Origin of the sequence: Intrasporangium flavum (assembly GCF_001956915.1) — a bacterium.
Taxonomy (GTDB): domain Bacteria; phylum Actinomycetota; class Actinomycetes; order Actinomycetales; family Dermatophilaceae; genus Monashia; species Monashia flava.
Genome location: NZ_MLJO01000003.1, coordinates 250,029 through 271,458 on the forward strand (window position 1 = coordinate 250,029; position 21,430 = coordinate 271,458).

General features: G+C 73.9%; 19 protein-coding genes. 8 read left to right on the plus strand and 11 right to left on the minus strand.

Annotated features, from left to right (window positions below; translation table 11 throughout):
• The first annotated feature begins 138 nt into the window (after window positions 1–138).
• From BIV28_RS02790 to BIV28_RS02800, 3 genes are all read left to right on the plus strand, one after another.
• The gene (locus BIV28_RS02790; protein ID WP_076259435.1) at window positions 139–1,041 is read left to right on the plus strand and encodes a mechanosensitive ion channel family protein; all 903 of its coding nucleotides are present in this window, start codon (window positions 139–141) and stop codon (window positions 1,039–1,041) included.
• A gap of 33 nt (window positions 1,042–1,074) precedes the next feature.
• Window positions 1,075–1,461 (plus strand): globin, encoded by a 387-nt coding sequence (locus tag BIV28_RS02795; protein ID WP_076259091.1) that lies wholly within the window; start codon window positions 1,075–1,077, stop codon window positions 1,459–1,461.
• A gap of 133 nt (window positions 1,462–1,594) precedes the next feature.
• Window positions 1,595–2,248 (plus strand): hypothetical protein, encoded by a 654-nt coding sequence (locus BIV28_RS02800; RefSeq protein ID WP_083706973.1) that lies wholly within the window; start codon window positions 1,595–1,597, stop codon window positions 2,246–2,248.
• A 20-nt stretch (window positions 2,249–2,268) separates the two neighbouring features.
• On the opposite strand, the gene BIV28_RS02805 is transcribed toward BIV28_RS02800, so the two are convergent.
• Both BIV28_RS02805 and BIV28_RS02810 read right to left on the minus strand, forming a co-directional pair.
• The gene (locus tag BIV28_RS02805; protein ID WP_076259093.1) at window positions 2,269–2,667 is read right to left on the minus strand and encodes an NUDIX hydrolase; all 399 of its coding nucleotides are present in this window, start codon (window positions 2,665–2,667) and stop codon (window positions 2,269–2,271) included.
• Window positions 2,664–3,884, minus strand: coding sequence for an FAD-dependent monooxygenase (locus tag BIV28_RS02810; protein WP_076259095.1), 1,221 nt, complete (start codon window positions 3,882–3,884; stop codon window positions 2,664–2,666). Before BIV28_RS02810 ends, BIV28_RS02805 begins: the two co-directional genes overlap by 4 nt.
• A 55-nt stretch (window positions 3,885–3,939) precedes the next feature.
• On the opposite strand from BIV28_RS02810, the gene BIV28_RS02815 reads away from it, so the two are divergent.
• Complete coding sequence (locus tag BIV28_RS02815) at window positions 3,940–4,413, plus strand: MarR family transcriptional regulator (RefSeq protein WP_076259097.1); 474 nt, start codon at window positions 3,940–3,942, stop codon at window positions 4,411–4,413.
• A gap of 41 nt (window positions 4,414–4,454) precedes the next feature.
• Here BIV28_RS02815 and BIV28_RS02820 read toward each other — a convergent pair whose 3' ends face one another.
• Window positions 4,455–5,303: an LLM class flavin-dependent oxidoreductase gene (locus BIV28_RS02820; RefSeq protein ID WP_076259099.1), complete on the minus strand. Its 849-nt coding sequence runs from the start codon at window positions 5,301–5,303 to the stop codon at window positions 4,455–4,457.
• Between the two features lie 106 nt (window positions 5,304–5,409).
• Between BIV28_RS02820 and BIV28_RS02825 the strand changes: the two genes are divergently transcribed.
• Both BIV28_RS02825 and BIV28_RS02830 read left to right on the plus strand, forming a co-directional pair.
• Complete coding sequence (locus BIV28_RS02825) at window positions 5,410–7,206, plus strand: glycoside hydrolase family 13 protein (RefSeq protein ID WP_076259101.1); 1,797 nt, start codon at window positions 5,410–5,412, stop codon at window positions 7,204–7,206.
• Window positions 7,207–7,316: 110 nt separating this feature from the next.
• A complete protein-coding gene (locus BIV28_RS02830) occupies window positions 7,317–8,117 on the plus strand; it encodes a glycerophosphodiester phosphodiesterase family protein (protein ID WP_076259102.1) in 801 nt (266 codons plus the stop codon).
• A 38-nt stretch (window positions 8,118–8,155) separates the two neighbouring features.
• Here the strand turns inward: BIV28_RS02830 and BIV28_RS02835 are convergent, their stop codons facing one another.
• The gene (locus tag BIV28_RS02835) at window positions 8,156–8,815 is read right to left on the minus strand and encodes a DUF8185 domain-containing protein (RefSeq protein ID WP_076259104.1); all 660 of its coding nucleotides are present in this window, start codon (window positions 8,813–8,815) and stop codon (window positions 8,156–8,158) included.
• A gap of 10 nt (window positions 8,816–8,825) precedes the next feature.
• A complete protein-coding gene (locus BIV28_RS02840) occupies window positions 8,826–9,329 on the minus strand; it encodes an acyl-CoA thioesterase (RefSeq protein WP_076259105.1) in 504 nt (167 codons plus the stop codon).
• A gap of 117 nt (window positions 9,330–9,446) precedes the next feature.
• Here BIV28_RS02840 and BIV28_RS02845 point away from each other — a divergent pair, with 117 nt between their 5' ends.
• A complete protein-coding gene (locus BIV28_RS02845) occupies window positions 9,447–11,627 on the plus strand; it encodes a RecQ family ATP-dependent DNA helicase (protein WP_207555721.1) in 2,181 nt (726 codons plus the stop codon).
• 76 nt (window positions 11,628–11,703) lie between these two features.
• Window positions 11,704–12,657 (plus strand): acyl-CoA thioesterase, encoded by a 954-nt coding sequence (locus tag BIV28_RS02850; RefSeq protein WP_076259107.1) that lies wholly within the window; start codon window positions 11,704–11,706, stop codon window positions 12,655–12,657.
• Window positions 12,658–12,685: 28 nt separating this feature from the next.
• Here the strand turns inward: BIV28_RS02850 and BIV28_RS02855 are convergent, their stop codons facing one another.
• The 6 genes from BIV28_RS02855 to BIV28_RS02880 all read right to left on the minus strand — a co-directional run bounded on the left by BIV28_RS02855 (window position 12,686) and on the right by BIV28_RS02880 (window position 21,429).
• Window positions 12,686–12,895 (minus strand): dodecin, encoded by a 210-nt coding sequence (locus BIV28_RS02855; protein ID WP_076259108.1) that lies wholly within the window; start codon window positions 12,893–12,895, stop codon window positions 12,686–12,688.
• Window positions 12,896–12,981: 86 nt separating this feature from the next.
• Window positions 12,982–14,814, minus strand: a complete 1,833-nt coding sequence (gene treZ / locus BIV28_RS02860) for a malto-oligosyltrehalose trehalohydrolase (RefSeq protein WP_076259110.1) — start codon at window positions 14,812–14,814, stop codon at window positions 12,982–12,984.
• Window position 14,815: 1 nt separating this feature from the next.
• The gene (gene treY, locus BIV28_RS02865) at window positions 14,816–17,251 is read right to left on the minus strand and encodes a malto-oligosyltrehalose synthase (RefSeq protein WP_076259441.1); all 2,436 of its coding nucleotides are present in this window, start codon (window positions 17,249–17,251) and stop codon (window positions 14,816–14,818) included.
• Entirely contained in the window at window positions 17,248–19,419 is a 2,172-nt protein-coding gene (glgX, locus tag BIV28_RS02870; RefSeq protein ID WP_076259111.1) for a glycogen debranching protein GlgX, read from the minus strand. The genes treY and glgX overlap by 4 nt, the downstream gene beginning before the upstream one ends.
• A 178-nt stretch (window positions 19,420–19,597) precedes the next feature.
• Window positions 19,598–20,569, minus strand: a complete 972-nt coding sequence (locus BIV28_RS02875; RefSeq protein WP_076259113.1) for a siderophore-interacting protein — start codon at window positions 20,567–20,569, stop codon at window positions 19,598–19,600.
• Window positions 20,566–21,429, minus strand: coding sequence for an ABC transporter ATP-binding protein (locus BIV28_RS02880; protein ID WP_076259114.1), 864 nt, complete (start codon window positions 21,427–21,429; stop codon window positions 20,566–20,568). Before BIV28_RS02880 ends, BIV28_RS02875 begins: the two co-directional genes overlap by 4 nt.
• Window position 21,430 lies beyond the last annotated feature (1 nt).

Consider the following 21,430-nt stretch of genomic DNA (forward strand, 5'->3'; position numbering starts at 1 on the left):
CCGGCGTCGCGCAGCATCCCTCCACCTGCCCCCGAGAGCACCGACCGAGACTCTGTGACTGACCTACTCACGACCCTGACCCAGCCATCGGCGACCACACCGCCACTGCCCGGAACGGAGGGAGCGTTGGAGCTCTCGATGCCCCAGCTCAGCTGGACCGAGGTCGGCGACTGGCTCGTCGGCACGCCCCTGCTCATCATCGTCACGATCGTCCTCGGGATCGTCGTGCGCTGGCTCGTGCACCGGCTCATCAACCGCGTGGTCGCGACCGCCGCCTCGAAGCGGGCCGAGCGGCTCGCCGGCATGCTCGGCGGCCGGCGCGCGCCCAGCTCCGTGGGGGCCGCGAACGCCCGGCACGTGCAGCGCACCCAGACGATGGGGGCCCTGCTCAAGAGCATCACGACATTCGTCGTCTTCGGCGTCACGGGCCTGACCGTGCTCTCCCTCGTCGGCATCCCGCTGACCCCGATCCTCACGTCGGCGGGCGTCGGCGGCGTCGCGCTCGCCTTCGGCGCGCAGAGCCTCGTCAAGGACTTCCTGTCCGGCGTCTTCATGATCATCGAGGACCAGTACGGCGTCGGCGACGTCGTCGACACCGGCGAGGCCGTCGGCACCGTGGAGAACGTGTCGCTGCGCATCACCCAGCTGCGCGACGCGCAGGGCATGACCTGGTACGTCCGCAATGGCGAGATCATCCGCATCGGCAACAAGACGCAGGGCTGGTCGACGGCGATGGTCGACATCCCGATCGCCTACGACCAGGACGTCGAGAAGGCGATCGGCGTCATCCGCGACGTCGTCTCGGTGATGGACGACGACGATCGGTGGCGCGACATCCTCCTCGAGGAGCCCAACGTCGTCGGCGTCGAGTCGATGTCGGCCGGCGTCATCACGATCCGGGTGCTGGCCAAGACCGTGGCCAACGAGCAGTTCGCCATCCAGCGCGAGATCCGCGAGCAGGTCAAGGGCGCCCTCGACCGGGCCGGGATCAAGAGCCCGTCCCCGGCCCTGCCGCCCTACGGCGGCGGCAAGCCGCTCTGACCGGCCCGAAGCCCACCTGAGAGACTGGCGCGCGTGACCTACTACGAGGACTTCGGCGGCCACGAGACCTTCACCAAGCTCGTCCACGAGTTCTACCGCGGCGTGGCGCAGGACGAGCCGCTGCGTGCCCTGTACCCGGAGGAGGACCTCGCCCCGGCCGAGGAGCGCCTGCGGATGTTCTTCGAGCAGTACTGGGGCGGGCCGACGACGTACTCCGAGCAGCGCGGCCACCCCCGGCTGCGGATGCGTCACATGCCCTTCACCGTGACGCCCGACATGCGCGACCGGTGGCTGCTGCACATGATGAACGCCGTCGACACCCTGGGCCTGGCCCCCGAGCACGACGACCTCCTGCGCGACTACCTGACGCGGGCCGCGTACTCGCTCGTCAACGCCCCCGGGCCCGACGGCACCTTCTGAGCCCGTGCTCCGGCACGGCCCGACCACGACTCACAGCAAGTCACAGCACGAACTGTGCACACGCGGCCCGCGCGCGTGCTGTGCTGGTGCCAGTCACGGGTGCCGTGGCACCAGCACTGGCAGGGAGGCCGGGATGGTCGAGCTGAACCGCACCGTCGTGGGCGCCGTCGCGGCGGGCGCCGCCGCGCTCGCCGCCGTCCTCGGGGCCGCCGCCGTCGGTCGCGCCGACGCGTCGGGCCCGCCCACCTCGCCCGCTGCCGCGGTCCTGCCCGTGGCCGCGACGACGCCCGCACCCACTGCGTCCGGCAACGGGAACGGCAACGGGAACGGGAACGGCAAGGGGCACGGGCACGGCTGGGGGCCGGGCGGCGTCGGCGGCCCGGGCCATGGGCTCGGCCACCTCGGCGGTGACCTCTCCGACCTCGCGAGCCGGCTCGGCGTCAGCGAGTCGGCCCTGCGCGACGCGGTCAAGGGCGCGCGCGACGACCTGCGCGCCGCACAGCCGAAGCCCACGGCGCCGCCCACCGGCCCGCCCACGGCGGCCCAGCAGAAGGCCGCGACGGACGCGTTCACCGCCGCGCTCGCCAAGCGGCTCGGCATGGACGTGACGAAGGTGCGTGCCGCGGTCGCCGCCGAGCAGGCGGCTCGTCAGGCCGACCGGCAGAAGGCCTTCGACGCCCGGTTGGCCCAGGCCGTCAAGGACGGCACGCTCACCCAGGCCGAGGCCGACGCCGTGAAGAAGGCGGCCGCGGCGGGCGTCATCGAGATGGACGACGGCCCGCACTGACGCGGCCGGCGCCCAGGCGCCTAGAGGGCGCGCAGCGCCGGGACGACGTGGTTGCGCAGCAACGGCGCGAGGTCCTCGGGCAGCTCCCCGGCGAGGTCGAGCCAGCGCTGCTCGGCGATCTCCGCGCGCGGCTCGGGCCGGTGGGCCGGGTCGAGCGGTGCGACGTAGACCGTCGCGTCGACCCACGAGTCGGGCTCGTTGGCGGCGACGTCGTGGAAGCGCCCGAGCGGCGTGCCGGTGCCGTCCGGCAGGACGAGCCCGACCTCCTCGGTCACCTCGCGCAGCGCGGCCTCGTACGGCGACTCCCCCGGGTCGATCTTGCCGCCCGGCAGCATGAACCGGCTCGAGCCGCCCTTGCGCACCGTGAGCAGGTGCCCGTCGCGCAGGAGGCAGAAGGCGGCGGTGACATAGGTCGTCATGGCCTCGACGCTAGCGGTGGGGCGCCGGCCTTCTCCCACGGCACGCGGTAGCCGGTCATCCACGCGCCGGCTCGTTCGGTGGCGACGTACCGGAAGACGACGCGCAGCACGGCGTCGCGCACCCCGCGCCCGACGCGTCCGGGCACCTTCGCGCTGCTGCTCCGGGCGCCGGCGGCCACGATCCGCTCGACGCGTCGCCGTCGGGCCTGCTCGTACGCCGCGAGCGCGACCTCCGGGGTCGGGTGGTCGCGCAGGCTGGTGGCCAGGACGACGGCGTCCTCGAGCGCCATCGAGGCCCCCTGGCCCGAGCTCGGTGCGGGCGCGTGGACGGCGTCGCCGACGAGGACGACGCGGCCGCGGCGCCAGGTGGCGACGTGGCGCAGGTCGTGGGTGTTGTCGGCCCACAGCTCGAGCCGTCCCGCGCGCACGAGCGCGGCGGCCGGGCCCGCGTCGGCGTCGAGGAGGCCGGCCAGGTGCTCCTTCCACAGCTCGGGCGTCGTGGCGGCCCGCTCCTCGGGGGTGATCGGCGGGCGGGGCGCGTTGACGAACCACACGACGTCACCGGCTGGGGTGCGGTGTGCGCCGAAGAAGCACCGGGCCCCGAAGACGAAGTGCCAGGCCCGCTCGGGCAGCGCGGCGGCGAGCCCGGTGGCCGAGGGCGCGGGCGTCATGCCGCCGAAGTTGGTCAGGCCGACGTAGCGCGCGGGTGCCGCGTCGGGGTCGATCGCCCGACGCACGACGGAGTGGACGCCATCGGCGCCGACGAGCAGGTCGGCGCTGACCGTGCTGCCGTCGGCGAGGCGGGCCTCCACGCTGTCGGCTGCCCCGCGGGCCTCCAGCACCCGCGCGCCGTGGCGCACGTCGATGCCCCGCGCCGCCGCCTCGTCGGCGAGGGCGAGCGCCAGCCGGGAGCGCTTGAGGGTCAGGCCGACCCGGCCGTCCTCGAGGGGCACCCCGAGCGACAGGGAGCCGAGGTGGCAGCCGGTGCTGCCGACGACCTCGTGGCCGTGCGTGGGGAAGCCGAGCGGCTCGACCACCTCGCGCAGGCCGAGAACGTCCAGCGCGTGCAGGCCGTTCGGGGCGAGGGTGAGGTAGGAGCCCTTGTCGCCGTCGCCACGGGGCCACGCCTCGAGGACGACGGGCTCGATGCCGACCCGGTGCAGGGCCAGGGCGGTGGCGGGGCCGGCGATGCCGCCTCCGACGACGAGTGCGCGCATCTTGATAGCCTTTCTTACGAGAACCAAATGATTTGATTTTCGAAAGGTAGGCGCGGTGAGCCCCTCTCGTCAACCGGCCCGTGACGACCTCGTCGAGGCTCTCGGCAGCGCGATGCAGCAGTACCAGCGCTCGGTCCAGGCGTTCGACGACGCCGTCGGCCGGCTGCTCGACCTCGGCCCGAGCGACCTGCGCTGCCTCGACTGGCTCGTCGACGGCCCGAAGACCGCCGGGCAGCTGAGCACGGCCACGGGCCTGCGCCCAGCCGCGACGACGGCCCTCGTCGACCGGCTGGCCCGACGCGGGCTCGTGCGGCGGCGCCGTTCCGAGACCGACCGACGGGCCGTCCTCGTGGAGATGACCGAGCACGGCAACGCGCTGACCTGGCAGGCCTACGGCCCGCTCGTCGCCGCAGGGCGCCCGATGCTCGACGAGCTCTCGCCCGAGCAGCTGGCGTTCATGACCGACTACCTGCACCGCATCACGGCGCTCACCGACGACCAGCGCGAGCAGCTGGGACGGCGCGACTGACCCGCACCTCACGGGCCGTCGGTGCGACCGCCCGGCGCCCGTCAGCGGTGCGGCGGCCCGGCGTCGACGCGTCGGCGCAGCTCGGCCACGCCGTCGGGCCCGGCCGGCACGTCCCACCAGCTCTCGACCCACCACGTGGCGCCGGCGTCGGCCCACGCCGCCGGCTCGGCGGGCTCGAGCGTGGCGAAGTCGCCCCAGGAGTCGGCCTCGACGACGACGTCGTAGCCCTCCCAGGGCAGCCCGAGCCCGGCCCGCAGCTCTCGCACCGGGTCGACGACTCCGGCGAAGGCCTCGACGGTCTTCGGCTCGCCGTCGGGAGGGTGCACGGCGGGGATCAGCCCCTGCCATCGCGCCGCCCGCTCCAGCGAGCGCTGCCGCCCGCCACCCGGCGTCGGGGCGCCGACGACCCACACCGGCGGGTGCGGGCGCTGCGGCGTCAGGGCCGGCTTCGGGAAGTCGTAGGGCACGGCGCGGTAGAACTCTCCCTCGTAGGTGAGGTCGTCGCCACGGGTCAGCCCGGCATAGACGTCGAGGCACTCGTCGAGCTTGCGCGCCCGGGTGCCCCGGCCCTCGTCGGCCTCGAACGCGGTCCACCCGGGGTGCAGCGCGCCGAGCCCGACCGACAGGAAGGCGCGGCCGGCGCTGAGCCGGTCGACGGTGCCGACGTCGGTGGCGAGGTCCCACGGCCGGTACCGCGAGGCGGGCGTCAGCAGGGTGCCGAGCCGGATGCGCTCGGTGGCCACGGCGGTCGCGCCGAGCAGCACCCACGCGTCGGTGCCGAAGAGCGCCTCCCACGTGAGGACGGCGTCCCAGCCGCGCTCCTCCCCGAGCCGCGCGAGCTCGACGAACTCGTGCTCGGTGGTGAACGGGACGACGAAGCCGTAGCGCATGGACCCTGCCTACCACCGGGCGCGGACACCCGGTCGGGGTGACGCCATGCAAGATCTTGCAGATCTTTCTTTGAGTTTCGGTCGTGATGCGGAACGATGGTGGCCCGTGACGCGATCAGCAACCCAGACCCTCACGACCGACACCGCGGCGGGCGTCCGCGAGGCAGCCAGCCCGATCCACGCCGCCGACCGCCCCGACGCGGCGTGGTGGCGCCAGGCCGTGATCTACCAGATCTACCCCCGCTCCTGGAGCGACGCGAACGGTGACGGCATCGGCGACCTGCCGGGCATCACCGCGCGGCTGCCCCACCTGAGCGCCCTCGGCGTCGACGCGATCTGGCTCTCGCCGTTCTACACCTCGCCGCAGGCCGACGCCGGCTACGACGTCGCCGACTACCGCGACGTCGACCCGATCTTCGGCACCCTTGCCGACGCCGACGCCATGATCGCCCGCGCCCACGAGCTCGGACTCAAGGTCATCGTCGACATGGTCCCGAACCACAGCTCGGACGAGCACGTCTGGTTCCAGGCCGCCCTCGCCGCCGGCCCCGGTTCGGCCGAGCGCGAGCGCTACATGTTCCGCGAGGGCCGCGGCGAGCACGGCGAGCTGCCCCCGAACAACTGGGAGTCCGTCTTCGGCGGTGCCGCGTGGACGCGTGTCACCGAGGCCGACGGCCGCCCCGGCCAGTGGTACCTGCACCTGTTCGACCCCAAGCAGCCCGACTTCAACTGGGAGCACACCGAGGTGCGCGCCGAGTTCGAGTCGATCCTGCGCTTCTGGCTCGACCGGGGCGTCGACGGCTTCCGCGTCGACGTCGCGCACGGCCTCATCAAGGAGCAGGGCCTGCCCGACACCGAGGAGGAGCGCACGGTCATGCTCGGCCACGCCGAGCACGACGACGACGCCACCCCGGCCGTCCAGCAGGACGACGCCCCGCGCATCGACCACACGAAGCGCAGCCCGATGTGGGACCAGGACGGCGTCCACGAGGTCTACCGCGCCTGGCGCACGATCCTCGAGTCCTACGGCACGCCCGACCGCATCCTCTGCGCCGAGGCGTGGGTCGAGCCGCAGGAGCGCGCCGTCAAGTACGTCCGCTCCGACGAGATGCACCAGGCGTTCAACTTCGACTTCCTCACCTCCTCGTGGGTGGCCGGCGACCTGCGCGCCGTCATCACCTCGTCGCTGCACGCCGCCGACTCGGTGGGCGCGCCCTCGACGTGGGTGCTGTCGAACCACGACGTCGTCCGGCACGCGTCGCGCCTCGGCTACGCCCCGGGCACGCCGCGGATGAACGGCATCAGCGCCACCGACCCGCAGCCCGACCGCGCGCTCGGCCTGCGCCGGGCGCGGGCGGCGACGGCCCTCATGCTCGCGCTACCCGGTGGTGCGTACGTCTACCAGGGCGAGGAGCTCGGCCTGCCCGACTCCACCGACATGCCGGCGCAGTTCCGCCAGGACCCGACCTTCGCGCGGACCAACGGCGCCGAGACCGGCCGCGACGGCTGCCGCGTGCCGATCCCCTGGGTCGCCGACGCCCCGAGCCTCGGCTTCGGCCCGTCCGACGCGACGTGGCTGCCGCAGCCGGCCGTCTACGCCGAGTACGCCGTCGACCGCCAGACCGGCGTGCCCGGCTCGACGCTCGAGCTCTACCGGTCGCTGCTGGCCGCGCGTCGCCGCCTGTCGCTCGGCACCGGCTCGCTCACGTGGGTCGAGGGCTACGGCGAGGACGTCGTCGCGCTGACCAACGGCGGCCAGGACCGCGAGCGCGTCCTCGTCGTGGCGAACCTCGGCACCGAGCCGGTCGAGCTGCCCGAGGGCGTCGACGTGCTCGTCACGTCGGGTCCGCTCGAGGAGGGGCGCGTGCCCGCCGACACCACGGTCTGGGCCCTCTGGGCCTGAGCCCCGCACCGCGCACGAGGGCGCTCCCGGTCTCCGGGGGTGCCCTCGTCGCGTCCGGGGCCGAGCGGGCAGGGGTGCCGGGGCGAGCCGTGAGCGCCTAGTCTCGCGGCATGACCGTGCCGGCCCCGCGACCCCGCCCCTACCTCGCCCGGACGCCGGTGGCCCTGGCACACCGCGGCGGCGCGCTCTACCGGCCCAACGTCGGTCTCGAGAACACGATGACGGCGTTCGGCAACGCCGTGGACCTCGGCTACACCCACCTCGAGACCGACGTCCACCTGACGGCGGACGGCCGGCTCGTCGCCTTCCACGACACCCGCCTCGACCGGGTCACCGACCGGGCCGGGCTCATCGCCGACCTCACGTGGGAGCAGGTGCGCGCGGCCACCCTCGGCGAGGGCGAGCACGTGCCGCTGCTCACCGAGGTGCTCGACGCGTGGCCCGCGGTCAACCTCAACATCGACCTCAAGGCGCCCGGCACCGCCCCGGCGCTGTGGGAGCTCGTCGAGGAGCGCGGCCTGCACGACCGGGTGTGCGTCGGCTCGTTCTCGCAGCGCAACATCGCCGCGTTCCGACGCCTCGCGCGCGGCCGCGTCACCACAGCGGCGGCGCCCGTCGGGGCGGCCGTCAACCGCTACGGCCCGCGGTGGCTCGCGCGGTGGCTGCACTCCCCCGCCGAGGTGTTCCAGGTGCCGGCCTCGTTCCCGGTGCGGGGGCGCGTCGTCGAGGTGGTGACGCCCGGCTTCGTCGCGGCTGCGCACGCCGCCGGCAAGCAGGTGCACGTGTGGACCATCGACGACCCGGTGCAGATGCACGAGCTACTCGACCTCGGCGTCGACGGGCTCGTCAGCGACCGGATCGACGTGCTCAAGCAGGTGCTCGTCCAGCGGGGTGTGTGGACCGGGCGCTGACGCGTCGGACGGGATGACGCGTCGGGCGGGATGACGCGTCAGCGCACGAGGACGTGCCCGCGGGCCGTCGACAGACGCGTCCAGCGTCCGTTCGTCGACACCGACGCCTCCGCCCCGGGCGCGGTGAAGCCGAGCACGTGCGCGCCGAACGCGAGGCCCGCTGCCACGGGCGGCACGGTGTCGGTCATCGCGCCCCACACGCGACGTCGGAGCGCCGTGACCGCGTGACCGCCGGCTCCGTCAGGGGTGCCCTGCGCGACCTGCGAGATCCCTTCGCGCGCAACGGCGTCGACGGTCTCGGACGAGAGCCGGCCGACCGGCTCCCAGCCGTCGCGCGGCGGGGTCAGGCCGCTCCACGAGGCCCGCACCGTCGTGGGCGGCACGGCGAGGACGCTCGAGCCGGCGGAGGCCTCGCGCCGGGCCAGGCGGTCGGCGAGCGAGGCGAAGGACACCGTGGCGTCGACGGCGTCGTCGGTGCCGTCGGGACGGACGGGAGCGACGCGCAGCCCGAGCACCGTGCCCTCGCCGAGCAGGCCGCTGCCCTCGAGCACGGCGACGGTGACGAGGACGAACCCGCCGACGACCTGCAGCCGCACGGCCCCGTCGGGGTTGGCGCGCCGCGCGCGGCCGAGGAAGGTCTCGAGGTCGGCGAGGGCGCGGGGGTCGCCGAGGTCGAGGTGCTGGGTGGAGGTGCTCATCCCGCCCGCCTCACCGACGACGCCGGAACGGCGCGGGGCCGCCGCGGTGGGCCTGCAGGGCGGCGCGCTCCTCGGGCCGCATCCGCCGCGGTGACGCGGAGGCGAAGTCGTAGAGGGCCAGCTCGGTCTCGGCGACGGCGTAGACGACCTCGGCGCCTCGGGTCTCGGTGCCCTCGGGGTCGATGCCCTCGGGGTCGGTGACGATGTAGGCGACGTCGAACCCGGCGCCGCCGACGCGCGAGACCCACATCCGGATCTCGACCGGGGCGTGCCGGAACCCGAGCGGCCGGCGGTACTCGATCTCGTGGCGCGCGACGAGCACGCCCTCGTCGAGGAGCGACTTGTCGCCGGCGCCGCTCGCGTCGAACCAGTCGCGGAAGGCGATGACGCGGGCGTCCTCGAGCAGGCGCAGGAACTGGACGTTGTTGATGTGGGCGTAGGCGTCCATGTCGGACCAGCGCAGCGCCACATGGGCGGCGTAGGGGGTGTGCGCGTCGGTCGTCGCATCCGTCATGGGGCCATCCTCGCAGCCCGTCCACATCCCCGGCCGGGGTGCCCACCCGTCCACAGGGCGCACCGGGGCGTGGTGGTCGCGTCAGCGCCGGCACGTAGGTTGGGGACCATGCCGAGCATGTCAGCGACCCCCGCCGCCGAGCCCGCCACCCAGCCCACCGGCACCCCCGATGCGCCGGTGGCCGACGCGCCCGTGGGCGACGGGCTGCGGGAGCGGGCCACCGAGGCGCTGCGCCGGCTCGTCGGCCGGGCCGACGCCGACTTCCGCGACGGCCAGCTCGAGGCCATCGCCGAGCTCGTCGAGGGGCGCCGGCGCGTGCTCGTCGTCCAGCGCACCGGGTGGGGCAAGTCGGCGGTCTACTTCGTCGCCACGGCCCTGCGCCGCGCCGAGGGCGCCGGCCCGACCGTCATCGTCAGCCCGCTGCTGGCGCTGATGCGCGACCAGATCGGCGCCGCCCAGCGGGCCGGCATCCGGGCCGTCACGCTCAACTCGACCAACGCCGACGAGTGGGGCGAGGTCTCGGGGGCGCTGGCGCGCGGCGAGGTCGACGTGCTCCTCGTCAGCCCCGAGCGGCTCAACAACCCGCGCTTCCGCGACGAGCAGCTGCCGCACCTGGCGAGCACGTGCGGCCTGCTCGTCGTCGACGAGGCGCACTGCGTCAGCGACTGGGGCCACGACTTCCGGCCCGACTACCGCCGCATCCGCGACCTGCTCACGTCCCTGCCCGAGCGCACCCCGGTGCTCGCCACGACCGCCACGGCCAACGCCCGCGTCGTCACCGACGTCGTCGAGCAGCTCGGTGCCGGTGGCCGCGACGTGCTGACCCTGCGCGGACCGCTCGCCCGGGCCTCGTTGCGCCTCGGTGTCCTGCCGCTCGCCGCGCCCGAGCAGCGCCTCGCCTGGCTCATCGCCCACCTCGGCGAGCTGCCCGGCTCCGGCATCGTCTACGCGCTCACCGTCGCCGCGGCCGAGGACGTCGCCGCCGCGCTGCGCGAGGCCGGGCACGAGGTCGCCGCCTACACCGGACGCACCGAGCCGGCCGAACGCATCCGGCTCGAGGAGGCGCTGCGCGACAACTCGGTCAAGGCCCTCGTGGCCACCTCGGCCCTGGGGATGGGGTTCGACAAGCCCGACCTCGGCTTCGTCCTGCACCTCGGTGCGCCGTCGTCCCCCGTGGCCTACTACCAGCAGGTCGGTCGCGCGGGCCGGGCCACCGAGCGGGCCGACGTCCTGCTCATGCCCGGCCCCGAGGACAAGGACATCTGGCGCTACTTCGCCTCGGCGTCGATGCCCCGGCAGGACCAGGCCGACGCCGTGCTGCGGGCGCTGTCCGAGTCGGCCAAGCCGCTGTCCACCGTGGCCCTCGAGGCGATCGTCGACGTGCGCCGCACCCGGCTCGAGCTGCTCCTCAAGGTGCTCGACGTCGACGGCGCCGTGCAGCGCGTCCCCGGCGGCTGGACCGCCACCGGCGAGCCGTGGGCCTACGACGAGGAGCGGTACGGCCGCGTCACCGAGGCCCGCGAGCGCGAGCAGCAGCTCATGGTCGACTACGAGCGCACCGACGGCTGCCGCATGGCGTTCCTGCAGACCTGCCTCGACGACGACACCGCCGAGCCGTGCGGCCGGTGCGACGGGTGCGTCGGGCCGTGGTTCGACGCCACGATCCCCGACGCGGCCGTCAACACCGCGCGCTCGCGGCTCGACCGTCCCGGCGTCGCCCTCGAGCCGCGCGCCCAGTGGCCCTCGGGCATGGACCGCCTCGGCGTGCCGCTGCGCGGGCGGATCGCGGCCGACGTCGCGATGGCCGAGGGCCGCGCCGTGGCCCGGCTCAGCGACCTCGGCTGGGGCCAGCGGCTGCGCGAGCTGCTCCGTGGCGAGGACCGCGAGCTGCCGCCCGAGGTCCTGCGCGCCTGCGTCGACGTCCTCGCGAGCTGGGGCTGGAGCCGGCGCCCGGTCGCCGTCGTGTCAGTCCCCTCGCGGCGCCGGCCCCGGCTCGTCGAGTCGCTCGCCTCGGGCATCGGCGAGCTCGGTCGCTTGCCCTACCTCGGCTCTCTCGACCTCGCCGAGGGCGGCCCCGTCGGCGACCCGGGCGGCAACAGCGCCTTCCGCCTCGCCAACGTGTGGGGCCGGCTCGTCGTCGGTCCCGAGCTCGCGGGACGGCTCGACGGCGTGCCCGGACCGGTGCTGCTCGTCGACGACGTCGCCGACTCCCGCTGGACCCTCACCGTGTGCTCCGGCCTGCTCCGCGAGGCCGGGGCCCCGGAGGTGCTGCCCCTCGCGCTCGCCCTCGAGGCGTGAGCCGCTTTGTGGGGTGGGGCGTGACCTCGACCCCAGGGCGGCGACGACGTCCGCCGCGGGTCGGTAGGGTCGGCTCGTGACCGACGAGATCACCGTGCTGCCCCCAATCGAGGACCTCATCGACGTCCTGACGCTCAAGGACGTCGGCACCGCCCACATCGCCGTGACCGACGTCGCCGGGCGCGACGCCGCGGAGTCGATCGGCGCGACGTCCGCCCGCGTGTTCGAGGGCCGCAGCCAGAAGATGCCGCACGGACGCGTCTTCGGCGGGCAAGTGCTGGCCCAGTGCGTCATGGCGGCCGGCACGACGGTCCGCGAGGTCGACGGCGACGGCCCACGGCCGATCCACTCGCTGCACGGCTACTTCATGCGCCCGGGCGATGACACCCTGCCGATCCGGTTCGCCGTCGAGGAGATGCGCGACGGCCGGTCGTTCTCGACGCGTCGGGTGCACGCGGTCCAGAAGGGCGCCCCGATCATGTCGATGACGTGCTCCTTCCAGGAGCGCGCGGGCGGCCTCGACCACCAGGACCCGATGCCCGAGGTGGCCGGGCCCGAGGGGCTCGCCTCGCTCGCCGAGGCCTTCCGCGGCATCGACCACCCCGGCGCCCGGCACCTCGCCGAGGCACGACCCATCGAGCTGCGGCCCGTCGAGAGCAACATGTTCCTCGACGCCGGCCCCGAGCAGGTCGCGACGAACCACGTGTGGATGCGCGCGATCGGCCGACTGCCCGACGACCCGCTCCTGCACGCCGCGGTCCTCGCCTACTCGAGCGACTACTCGCTGCTCGAGCCGGTACTGCGGCGCCACGGTCTCGTGTGGACCGACCGCCGGCTGCGCGTCGCGAGCCTCGACCACTCGATGTGGTTCCACCGCGACGCCCGTGCCGACGACTGGCTGCTGTACGCCCAGGCCTCCCCCTCGGCGATCAGTGGGCGTGGCCTGTCGATCGGGCAGATCTACGCCCAGGACGGCGCCCTCGTCGCGACGACGGCCCAGGAGGGCATGGTCCGCCTCAAGGAGGGCTGAGGCCCACCCTGCCCGGTGCCGTCGCGGGTCAGTCCTCGAGCCGGAAGCCCAGCTTGACCGTGACCTGCCAGTGCGCGACGGCGCTCTCGGCGAGCTGGCCGCGGATGTCGGTCACCTCGAACCAGTCGAGGTTGCGCACCGTCGTGCTGGCCTTGGCGACGGCGTTGCCGACCGCCGCCTCGATGCCCTCGGGAGAGGATCCGACGACCTCGGAGATCGAGTACACGTGGTTGGCCATGGCTTCTCGATTCGCTCAGGGCACCCCGGGCTCTCCGAGCCGCCTCGCACCAACCTAGACCCGGTGGCGGGCAGCCCGCTCGACTCTCACCGCACCCTGACCACGGCGACGTCGTGCCCCTCGAGGCGCAGGCCGCCGCTGACCTTCTCCGGGTGTCGCCCCCACGAGGCGACGACCTCGTCGACGTCCTCGCTCAGCGGCACCACCTGGGGCTGCTCGGAGAGGTTGGCGACGACGCGCAGGGCCCCGCGCGCCAGGACGAACCACGCGGCGTCCTCGTCGAACCGGGTGCTCGTGGCGCGCAGGTCGCCCGAGGCGACGTCGGGTTCGGTGCGGCGCACCTCGACGAGCCGCCGGTAGAAGGCGAGGGTCTCGACGTGGCCCGGTTCGTCGACCTCCGCCCACCGCAGCACGCTCGCGTCGCGGGTGGCGGGGTCCTGCGGGTCGGGCACGTCGGCCTCGTCCCAGCCGTGCGCCGCGAACTCGCCGCGACGACCCGTGCGCACCGCGTCGGCCAGCCACTCCTCCTCGAAGGAGGTGAAGAACGCGAACGGCGTGCTGGCACGCCACTCCTCCCCCATGAAGAGCATCGCCGTGAACGGTGAGAGCAGGTAGAGGGCCGCGCCGATGGCCTGCTGCCCGGGGGTCACGGTGGCGCCGATGCGGTCGCCGACCGCGCGGTTGCCGACCTGGTCGTGGGTCTGCAGGTAGGCGACGAAGCGGTGGCCCGAGGTGGTGGCCGGGTCGACCGGACGGCCCCAGGCCGCACCACGGAAGGTGGACACGCGCCCGTCGTGCAGGAAGGCCTGCGTCAGCACCTTGGCGAGCACGGAGAGGCGCCCCCCGCCCGGCCACGCCTCGGTGCCACCGGCGAAGTCCGCGTAGTACCCCTGGGTCTCGCCGGTCAGCGTGACGTGGAGCGCGTGGTGCACGTCGTCGTCCCACTGTGCCGTCATGCCTCGGCCGCCCTCGGAGGTCGGCGTGACCATGACGGCGTCGTTGAGGTCGCTCTCGGCCACGAGGTCGAGGCTGCGGCCGAGCTGCTCTGCGAAAGAGGCGGTCTCGTCGGACAGCTGCGCAAGCACATGGCGGTCGGAGGAGTCGCGCAGCTCGTGCACCGCGTCGAGGCGCAGCGCGTCGACGTGGAAGTCGCGGAACCAGCGCAGCGCGTTGTCGACCACCCACCGCCGCACCTCGGACGAGCCCTCGCCGTCGAGGTTGACCGCCGGGCCCCAGGGCGTCGTGTGGGCGTCCGTGAAGTACGGACCGAACTCGGCCAGGTAGTTGCCGGTGGGCCCCAGGTGGTTGTGCACGACGTCGAGGCAGACCCCGAGGCCGCGCGCGTGGCAGCCGTCGACGAAGCGCTGGAACGCGGCCGGTCCGCCGTAGGCGTCCTGGACGGCGTACGGCTGCACGCCGTCGTAGCCCCACCCGTGGGTGCCGCCGAACGCGGCGACCGGCATGACCTCGACGACGTCGACGCCGAGCTCGACGAGGTGGTCGAGGTGCCCGGTGGCGGCGTCGAGGGTGCCCTCAGGCGTGAAGGTGCCGACGTGCAGCTCGTAGACGACGCCGCCGGCGACCCCCCGGCCCTCGCGTGGGCCGACCCAGCCGGCGTCGCCCCACGGGTGCACCGACGCGTCGAAGGTGCGGCTGGGCCCGTGCACCCCGTGCGGCTGCCAGGCGCTGCGCGGATCGGGGCGGGGGTCGCCGCCGTCGAGGCTGAAGGCGTAGTCGAGCGCCGGCGCCTCGGCCAGCGCTCCGGCGGGTTCCCACGACCACCAACCGCCCTCGCCGCGGGTCATCGGGGCACGGTCGGTGGGGGCGTCCGCGCCGTCGGAGGCCGGACCGACCACGACGTCGACGGTCGACGCGTCGGGTGCCCAGACGCGGATCTGCGGGTGTGCCGGGTGTGTCATGTCAGGCCTCACGGACGAGCAGGGCTACGGGCAGGCCCCCGTCGGGGAGCACCTGGGCAGCCCGTACCCGCCCGCCGTCGGTCGCCCGCCCGGACAGCGCGTCGCGCCAACGCCCCTCGGGCAGCTCGACGGTCGCCTCGCCCCAGCCGCCTGCGTCGGCGAGCCGACCGGCGAGCCGGGTCACGATAGTCACGACCGACGCGCCGCCGGCGGCGCCCCGGGCGAAGCCGACGACGTGCTCCGACGACGCCTGCAGCGGCGCGTACGTCGCCGTGGGGCCGACGAACGACTCGGCCCGGTCACGACGCGCGCGCAGCGCGGCGGCCGTGACGAGCAGCTTCTCGTCGGACAGGTCGGCCGGCGCCGCTCCCCCGTCGAGGCGCGCCAGGCGCTGGGCCCGGTCGCCGTAGTCGACGAGGCGTCGGTTGTCGGGGTCGACGAGCGAGAGGTCGACGAGGTCGGTGCCCTGGTAGACGTCGGGCACTCCGGGCATCGTCAGCTGGACGAGCTTCTGCCCCAGCGTGTTCGCCCGGGTCTCGGCGGACGTGTCGGCGAGCCACGCCTCGACGTGCTCACGGACGGCGTCGGACGCGACCACCCCCGACACGAACTGCTCGACGGCCGCCTCGTACGCCTCATCCGGCGACGTCCACCGCGTGAAGAGCTTCGACTCGCGGATCGCCTTGAGCGCGTACGCGTTGAGACGTTCACCGCTGATCGGCCACGCCCCCACGACGGTCTGCCAGAGGAAGTACTCGGTCAGGGCGTCGAGCTCGCCGGCACGGACGCCGTCGGCGAGCCCCCGAGCCGTGCGCACCCAGTCGCCCCAGGCCTCCGGTCGCTCCGACAGCACGGCGAGCCGCGCCCGGACGTCCTCGGCCCGCTTCGTGTCGTGGGTCGACAGGGTGGTCATCGCCGCAGGCCAGTGCTGGGCGAGTCCCGTTGCGAACCGGTGGAACTCGGCGGTCGGAACGCCGAACCGCTCCGGGTCGCCTCCCACCTCGTTGAGCCCGACCAGCCGCACGAAGCGGTAGTAGGCGGTGTCCTCGATGGCCTTGGCCATGACCGGACCGCACGTCTGCTGGAACCGCACGAGGAACTCGTCGGCGGCCTCCACGTCGGCCCGCTCCCCCTGCCCGAGCGCGAGGTCGAGCAGACCCGCGACCGTCGACGCGTCGAGGTCGGGGCCCGTCAGGGACCCCCGCCCGCGGGCCACGGCGGCCTCGAGCTCGGCGGCGTCGCGCGCCTCGGGCTCGGTGCCCGGTCGCCGGTACACCCGGTAGCGGTCCATCCCGACGAGCATCGTCTCGAGGACGCGTCGGGCCTCGGTGGCGTCGAGGTCGGGCCGGGCCCGGGCGACGAGGCGTATCAACCGCGAGACCTCCGCGACGAGCATCACCTCGACGACCCAGCGCTTGGACTCCGCGACGATCGCGCCGAGGTCCTGCGCCTCGCCGAGCAGCTCGGCCGACAGCCCGGTCAGCGGCCCCTCGCCCGAGGGGTCGACGAAGAGCCCGCCGACGCGCAGCAGGGCGTCGTAGCCGGTCGTGCCCGCGGTGCGCCACGAGGCCGGCAGCTGCTCGTCGCCCTCGAGGATCTTCTCGACGACGACCCACGCGTCGCCCGTGGCGTCGGCGAGCCGGTCGAGGTAGCCCTCGGGGTCGGCGAGGCCGTCCGGGTGGTCGATGCGCAGGCCGTCCACGGCACCGGACCGCACGGCCGCGAGGAGCCGCTCGTGCGTGGCGTCGAAGACGTCGGGGTCCTCGACGCGCACGGCGATGAGCGAGGTGACGTCGAAGAAGCGCCGGTAGTTCAGCTCGGAGTCGCCCACCTGCCAGAAGGCCAGGCGGTAGTGCTGGGCCTCGAGGACCTCGGCGAGGGGTGCCGCAGGGTCGGTGCCCGGCGCGAGCGGGAAGACGTGGTCGTAGTACCGCACGACGGGCTCGCCCTCGTGCTCGCCGACGCCGAGCTCGCCCGCGGCGAGGACGTCCTCGACCGGGGCCCCGAGCACCGGCAGCAGGATCCGGCCGTCCTGGGCGTCCCAGTCGACGTCGAACCATCGCGCGAAGGCCGACGCCCGGCCCTCGCGCAGGACCGACCAGAGCGGCCGGTTGAGCGAGAGCGGCGTCGGTGTCGTCATGTGGTTCGGCACGACGTCGACGACGACACCCAGGCCCGCGGAACGCGCTGCGGCACAGAGGCGCTCGAACGCGTCGTCGCCGCCCAGCCCCTCGGCGACGCGCGAGTGGTCGATGACGTCGTAGCCGTGCATCGAGCCCGACGTCGCCTGCAGCACCGGTGACAGGTAGAGGTGGGTGACCCCGAGCGTCGCGAGGTGCCCGACCTGCGCCGTCGCGTCGTCGAGGGTGAAGCCCGGCTCGAGCTGGAGCCGGTGCGTCGAGACCGGGACCGCGCGCGAGCGCTCGGCGGCGCTCACGCGGTGGCCCCCTCCGAGACGCCCGCGACGGGCGGCGAGGCCGGCACCCGCGGGCACCGGAGCACGACGATGCTGTGGGCCTCGACCTGGACCTGCCACGTCGGGTCGAGCGGCGACTCCTCGACCTCCTCGCGTGCCGTGTCGATGACCGGCAGCCACTCGGCGCCGTACTCGGCGTCGGGCAGCGTGAACGAGAGCCCCTCGTAGTGCGCGTTGAAGAGGACGAGGAAGGAGTCGCCGAGGATCTGCTGGCCGCGCGGGTCGGGCTCGGGGATGGCCGAGCCGTTGAGGAACACCATGAGCGACTTGGCCAGCCCGTTGCTCCAGGCCTGCTCGTCCATGTGCTCGGCGTTCGGCATGAGCCAGGCGATGTCGCCGAGGTCGCTCTCGCCACCGTGGTCGGCGCTGCCGGCGAAGAAGCGCCGCCGGCGGAACACCGGGTGCTCGCGCCGCAGGCGGACCAGCGACTGGGTGAAGGCGAGCAGCTGCTGGTCGTCCTCGTCGAGGGACCAGTGGATCCACGAGATGTCGTTGTCCTGGCAGTAGCCGTTGTTGTTGCCGCCCTGGCTGCGGCCGAGCTCGTCGCCGTGCAGCAGCATCGGCACGCCCTGGCTCAGCAGGAGCGTGGTGAGGAAGTTGCGCTGCTGGCGCATCCGCAGGTCGCGGACGGCGGGGTCGTCGGACGGACCCTCGACGCCGCAGTTCCACGAGCGGTTGTGGCTCTCGCCGTCGTTGTTGCCCTCGCCGTTGGCCTCGTTGTGCTTGTCGTTGTACGACACGAGGTCGCGCAGCGTGAAGCCGTCGTGGGCCGTGACGAAGTTGATGGAGGCGATCGGCTTGCGGCCCGAGTGCTCGTAGAGGTCGCTGGATCCGGTGAAACGAGAGGCGAACTCGCCGAGCGCGCCGCCCTCGCCGCGCCAGAAGTCGCGGACGGTGTCGCGGTACTGGCCGTTCCACTCGGTCCACAGGGGCGGGAAGCCGCCGACCTGGTAGCCGCCCTCGCCGACGTCCCACGGCTCGGCGATGAGCTTGACCTGGCTGACGACCGGGTCCTGCTGGATGAGGTCGAAGAACGCCGACAGCTTGTCGACCTCGTGGAACTGGCGCGCCAGCGTCGCCGCGAGGTCGAAGCGGAAGCCGTCGACGTGCATCTCGGTGACCCAGTAGCGCAGCGAGTCCATGATGAGCTGCAGCACGTGGGGGCTGCGCATGAGGAGGCTGTTGCCGGTGCCGGTCGTGTCGTAGTAGTGCGACAGGTCGTCGCTGACGAGCCGGTAGTAGCTGTTGTTGTCGAGGCCGCGGAAGGCGAGCGTCGGGCCCATGTGGTTGCCCTCGGCCGTGTGGTTGTAGACGACGTCGAGGATGACCTCGATGTCGGCCTCGTGCAGGGCCTTGACCATCGCCTTGAACTCGAGCACCTGCTGGCCGCGCTGGCCGCCGGCGGCGTACGCATTGTGCGGTGCGAGGAAGCCGATGGTGTTGTAGCCCCAGTAGTTCGACAGGCCACGGTCGACGAGCGGGGCGTCCTGGACGAACTGGTGCACCGGCATCAGCTCGACGGCGGTGACGCCGAGGTCGGTCAGGTGCTTGATCGTGGCCGGGTGGGCGATGGCCGCGTAGGTGCCACGGATCTCCTCGGGCACGTCGGGGTGCAGCATCGTCAGGCCCTTGACGTGGGCCTCGTAGATGACGGTCTCGTGGTACTCGTGCCGCGGCGGGCGGTCGTCGCCCCAGTCGAAGAACGGGTTGACGACGACGGAGTGCATCGTGTGGGCGATGCTGTCGTCGGTGTTGACCTTCGTCGTCGTCGCGGCGTCGGGGTCACCGAAGGTGTAGGAGTAGAGGGACTGGTCGTTCTCGGCCTGCCCCTCGATCGCCTTGGCGTACGGGTCGAGCAGCAGCTTGCTCGGGTTGCACCGGTGTCCGTGCTCGGGCTCGTAGGGGCCGTGCACGCGGAAGCCGTAGCGCTGACCGGGCTGGAGGTAGGGCACGTAGCCGTGCCACACGAACCCGTCGACCTCCGGCAGGTCGAGGCGCGTCTCGGTGAGGTCGTCGGCGATGAGGCACAGCTCGACGCGCTCGGCGACCTCGGAGAACACCGCGAAGTTGACGCCCGCCCCGTCGTAGGTGCCCCCGAGGGGGTAGGGCTTGCCGGGCCAGATCTCCATGGGTCTTCTTCCGTCGTCGTGGACGCGGCCGTCGGCCGCGCCGCCACCGCTGTGGCTCGGGCGGACGACGCCGGCCACCCCGGGCCCATCGTGGTGCCCGGCGAGGTGCCGCGCAACCACCGCTCCCCTGACGGTCGCCCCCCTGACGTCGGCGTCCGACGCAGGAGGGCAGCGGTGACTACTGCGCGCGTCCCTGCTTCCAGTACCCCATGAAGGCCACCTGGTGACGCGGCAGCCCCGCCTCGCCCACGAGGAGTCGCCGGCAGGCCTTGACGGTGTCCGAGTCGCCGGCCACCCAGGCGTAGGTGTCCTCGGGTCCCAGGTGCGCGGCCCGTTCGGGGGCGTCCGCGACGTCGTCGCCGGAGGAGCTGAAGAGCGCGGTCTCCCACACGTCGTCGAGGTCGGCCGCGCGCCCGGGTGACGGCGACCGGCCGGCGTCGGACGCGTCGGCCCCGAGTCGGAGGCAGGCCCGCAGCGTCGCGAGCGTCTGCGACCCCCGGGCGCGGTGGCCCCGCGCGATCCAGTGCGCCTCGATGCCGGGCGGGAACCGGACGTCGAGGAAGTCGGCGGCGTCGGGCACCTCGAGCACCGCGACACCCTCGGCGTCCGCGGGCAGTGCGTCGGCGATCGAGGCGAGCGCGGGCACGGCGGTCTCGTCGGCGACGAGGACGAGCCGGCGCGCGTCGCCCGGTGCGAACTCGATGCCACCGAAGTCCCGCTCGTGACGGCGGCGCGGCGCGAGCAGGCCGATCTCGTCGCCGACGCGCGCCTCATCGGCCCACGCTCCTGCGGGGCCGGCGGCCGCGCCACCGTGGGCGTCCGGGCCGTGCAGCACGAAGTCGACGACGAGCCGGCGGTCGGCGCCCTCGCCCTCGACCGCGCGGGCCGTGTACGTGCGCAGGACGCCGCGCTCGTCCTCGGGCAGGGCGAGCCACGCGGCGTACCACCCCGAGGGGTCGAGCCGCGGCACTCCCCGCCCCGGCGTCGGGATGATGAGCTTGACGCGTTGGTCGAGCGTCGCTCCCTCGGGCCCGACGTGCTCGAACCCGTCTCCGCCGAACCGGATCCGCACGAACGACGGGCTGAGCCGCTCGACGCCGCGGACCACGGCGGTGAGCAGGAGCACGGGGTTGACGGCGGTCGTGGTCATGCGCTGGCTCCGGTCTGGTGGTGGGTGGAGGTGGGGACGACGAGGGGCGAACCCGTCACGGGGTCCGCGATGACGCGGCTCGCGAGCCCGAAGACCCGCTCGACGAAGGACTCGTCGACGAGCTCGCGCGGGGCGCCGCTGCCGACGAGGCGCCCGTCGCGCAGGGCGACGACGTGGTCGGCGTACCGGGCGGCGAGGTTGAGGTCGTGCAGCACCATGACGACGGTCGTGCCGTGGGTGCGGTTGAGCTCTCGCAGCAGGTCGAGCACGTCGACCTGGTGGGCGAGGTCGAGGTAGGTCGTGGGCTCGTCGAGCAGGACGATGTCGGTCTCCTGGGCGAGGGTGAGGGCGATCCAGACCCGCTGGCGTTGACCACCCGAGAGCTCCTCCACGTGGCGCTCGGCGAGGTCGAGGGTGCTGGTCGCGCGCATCGCCCGGGCGACGGCTTCGTCATCGGCGGCGGACCAGCGGCGGACCAGCGAGTGGTGCGGGTGGCGGCCGCGGCCGACGAGGTCGACGACGGTGATGCCCTCGGGCAGGGGCGGGCTCTGTGGCAGCAGGGCGACGCGCCGCGCGAACTCCTTGGGGCGCAGGGCCCAGACGTCGTCGTCGGCGCCGTCGGAGACGAGGCGGACCCCGCCCTCGGCCGGGCGCAGCAGGCGGGAGAGGCCGCGCAACACGGTCGACTTGCCGCAGCCGTTGGGGCCGACGACCACGGTGACCTGCCCGGCGGGCACGTCGAGGTCGAGGCCCTCGACGACACGGCGGCCGTCGTAGGACAGCGTCAGCCCCACGGCGCGCAGCGCGGGCGGGCGGGAGCCTGCCGCGACGGGGGTGGGGCGCAGGGTCGTGGAGGTCATG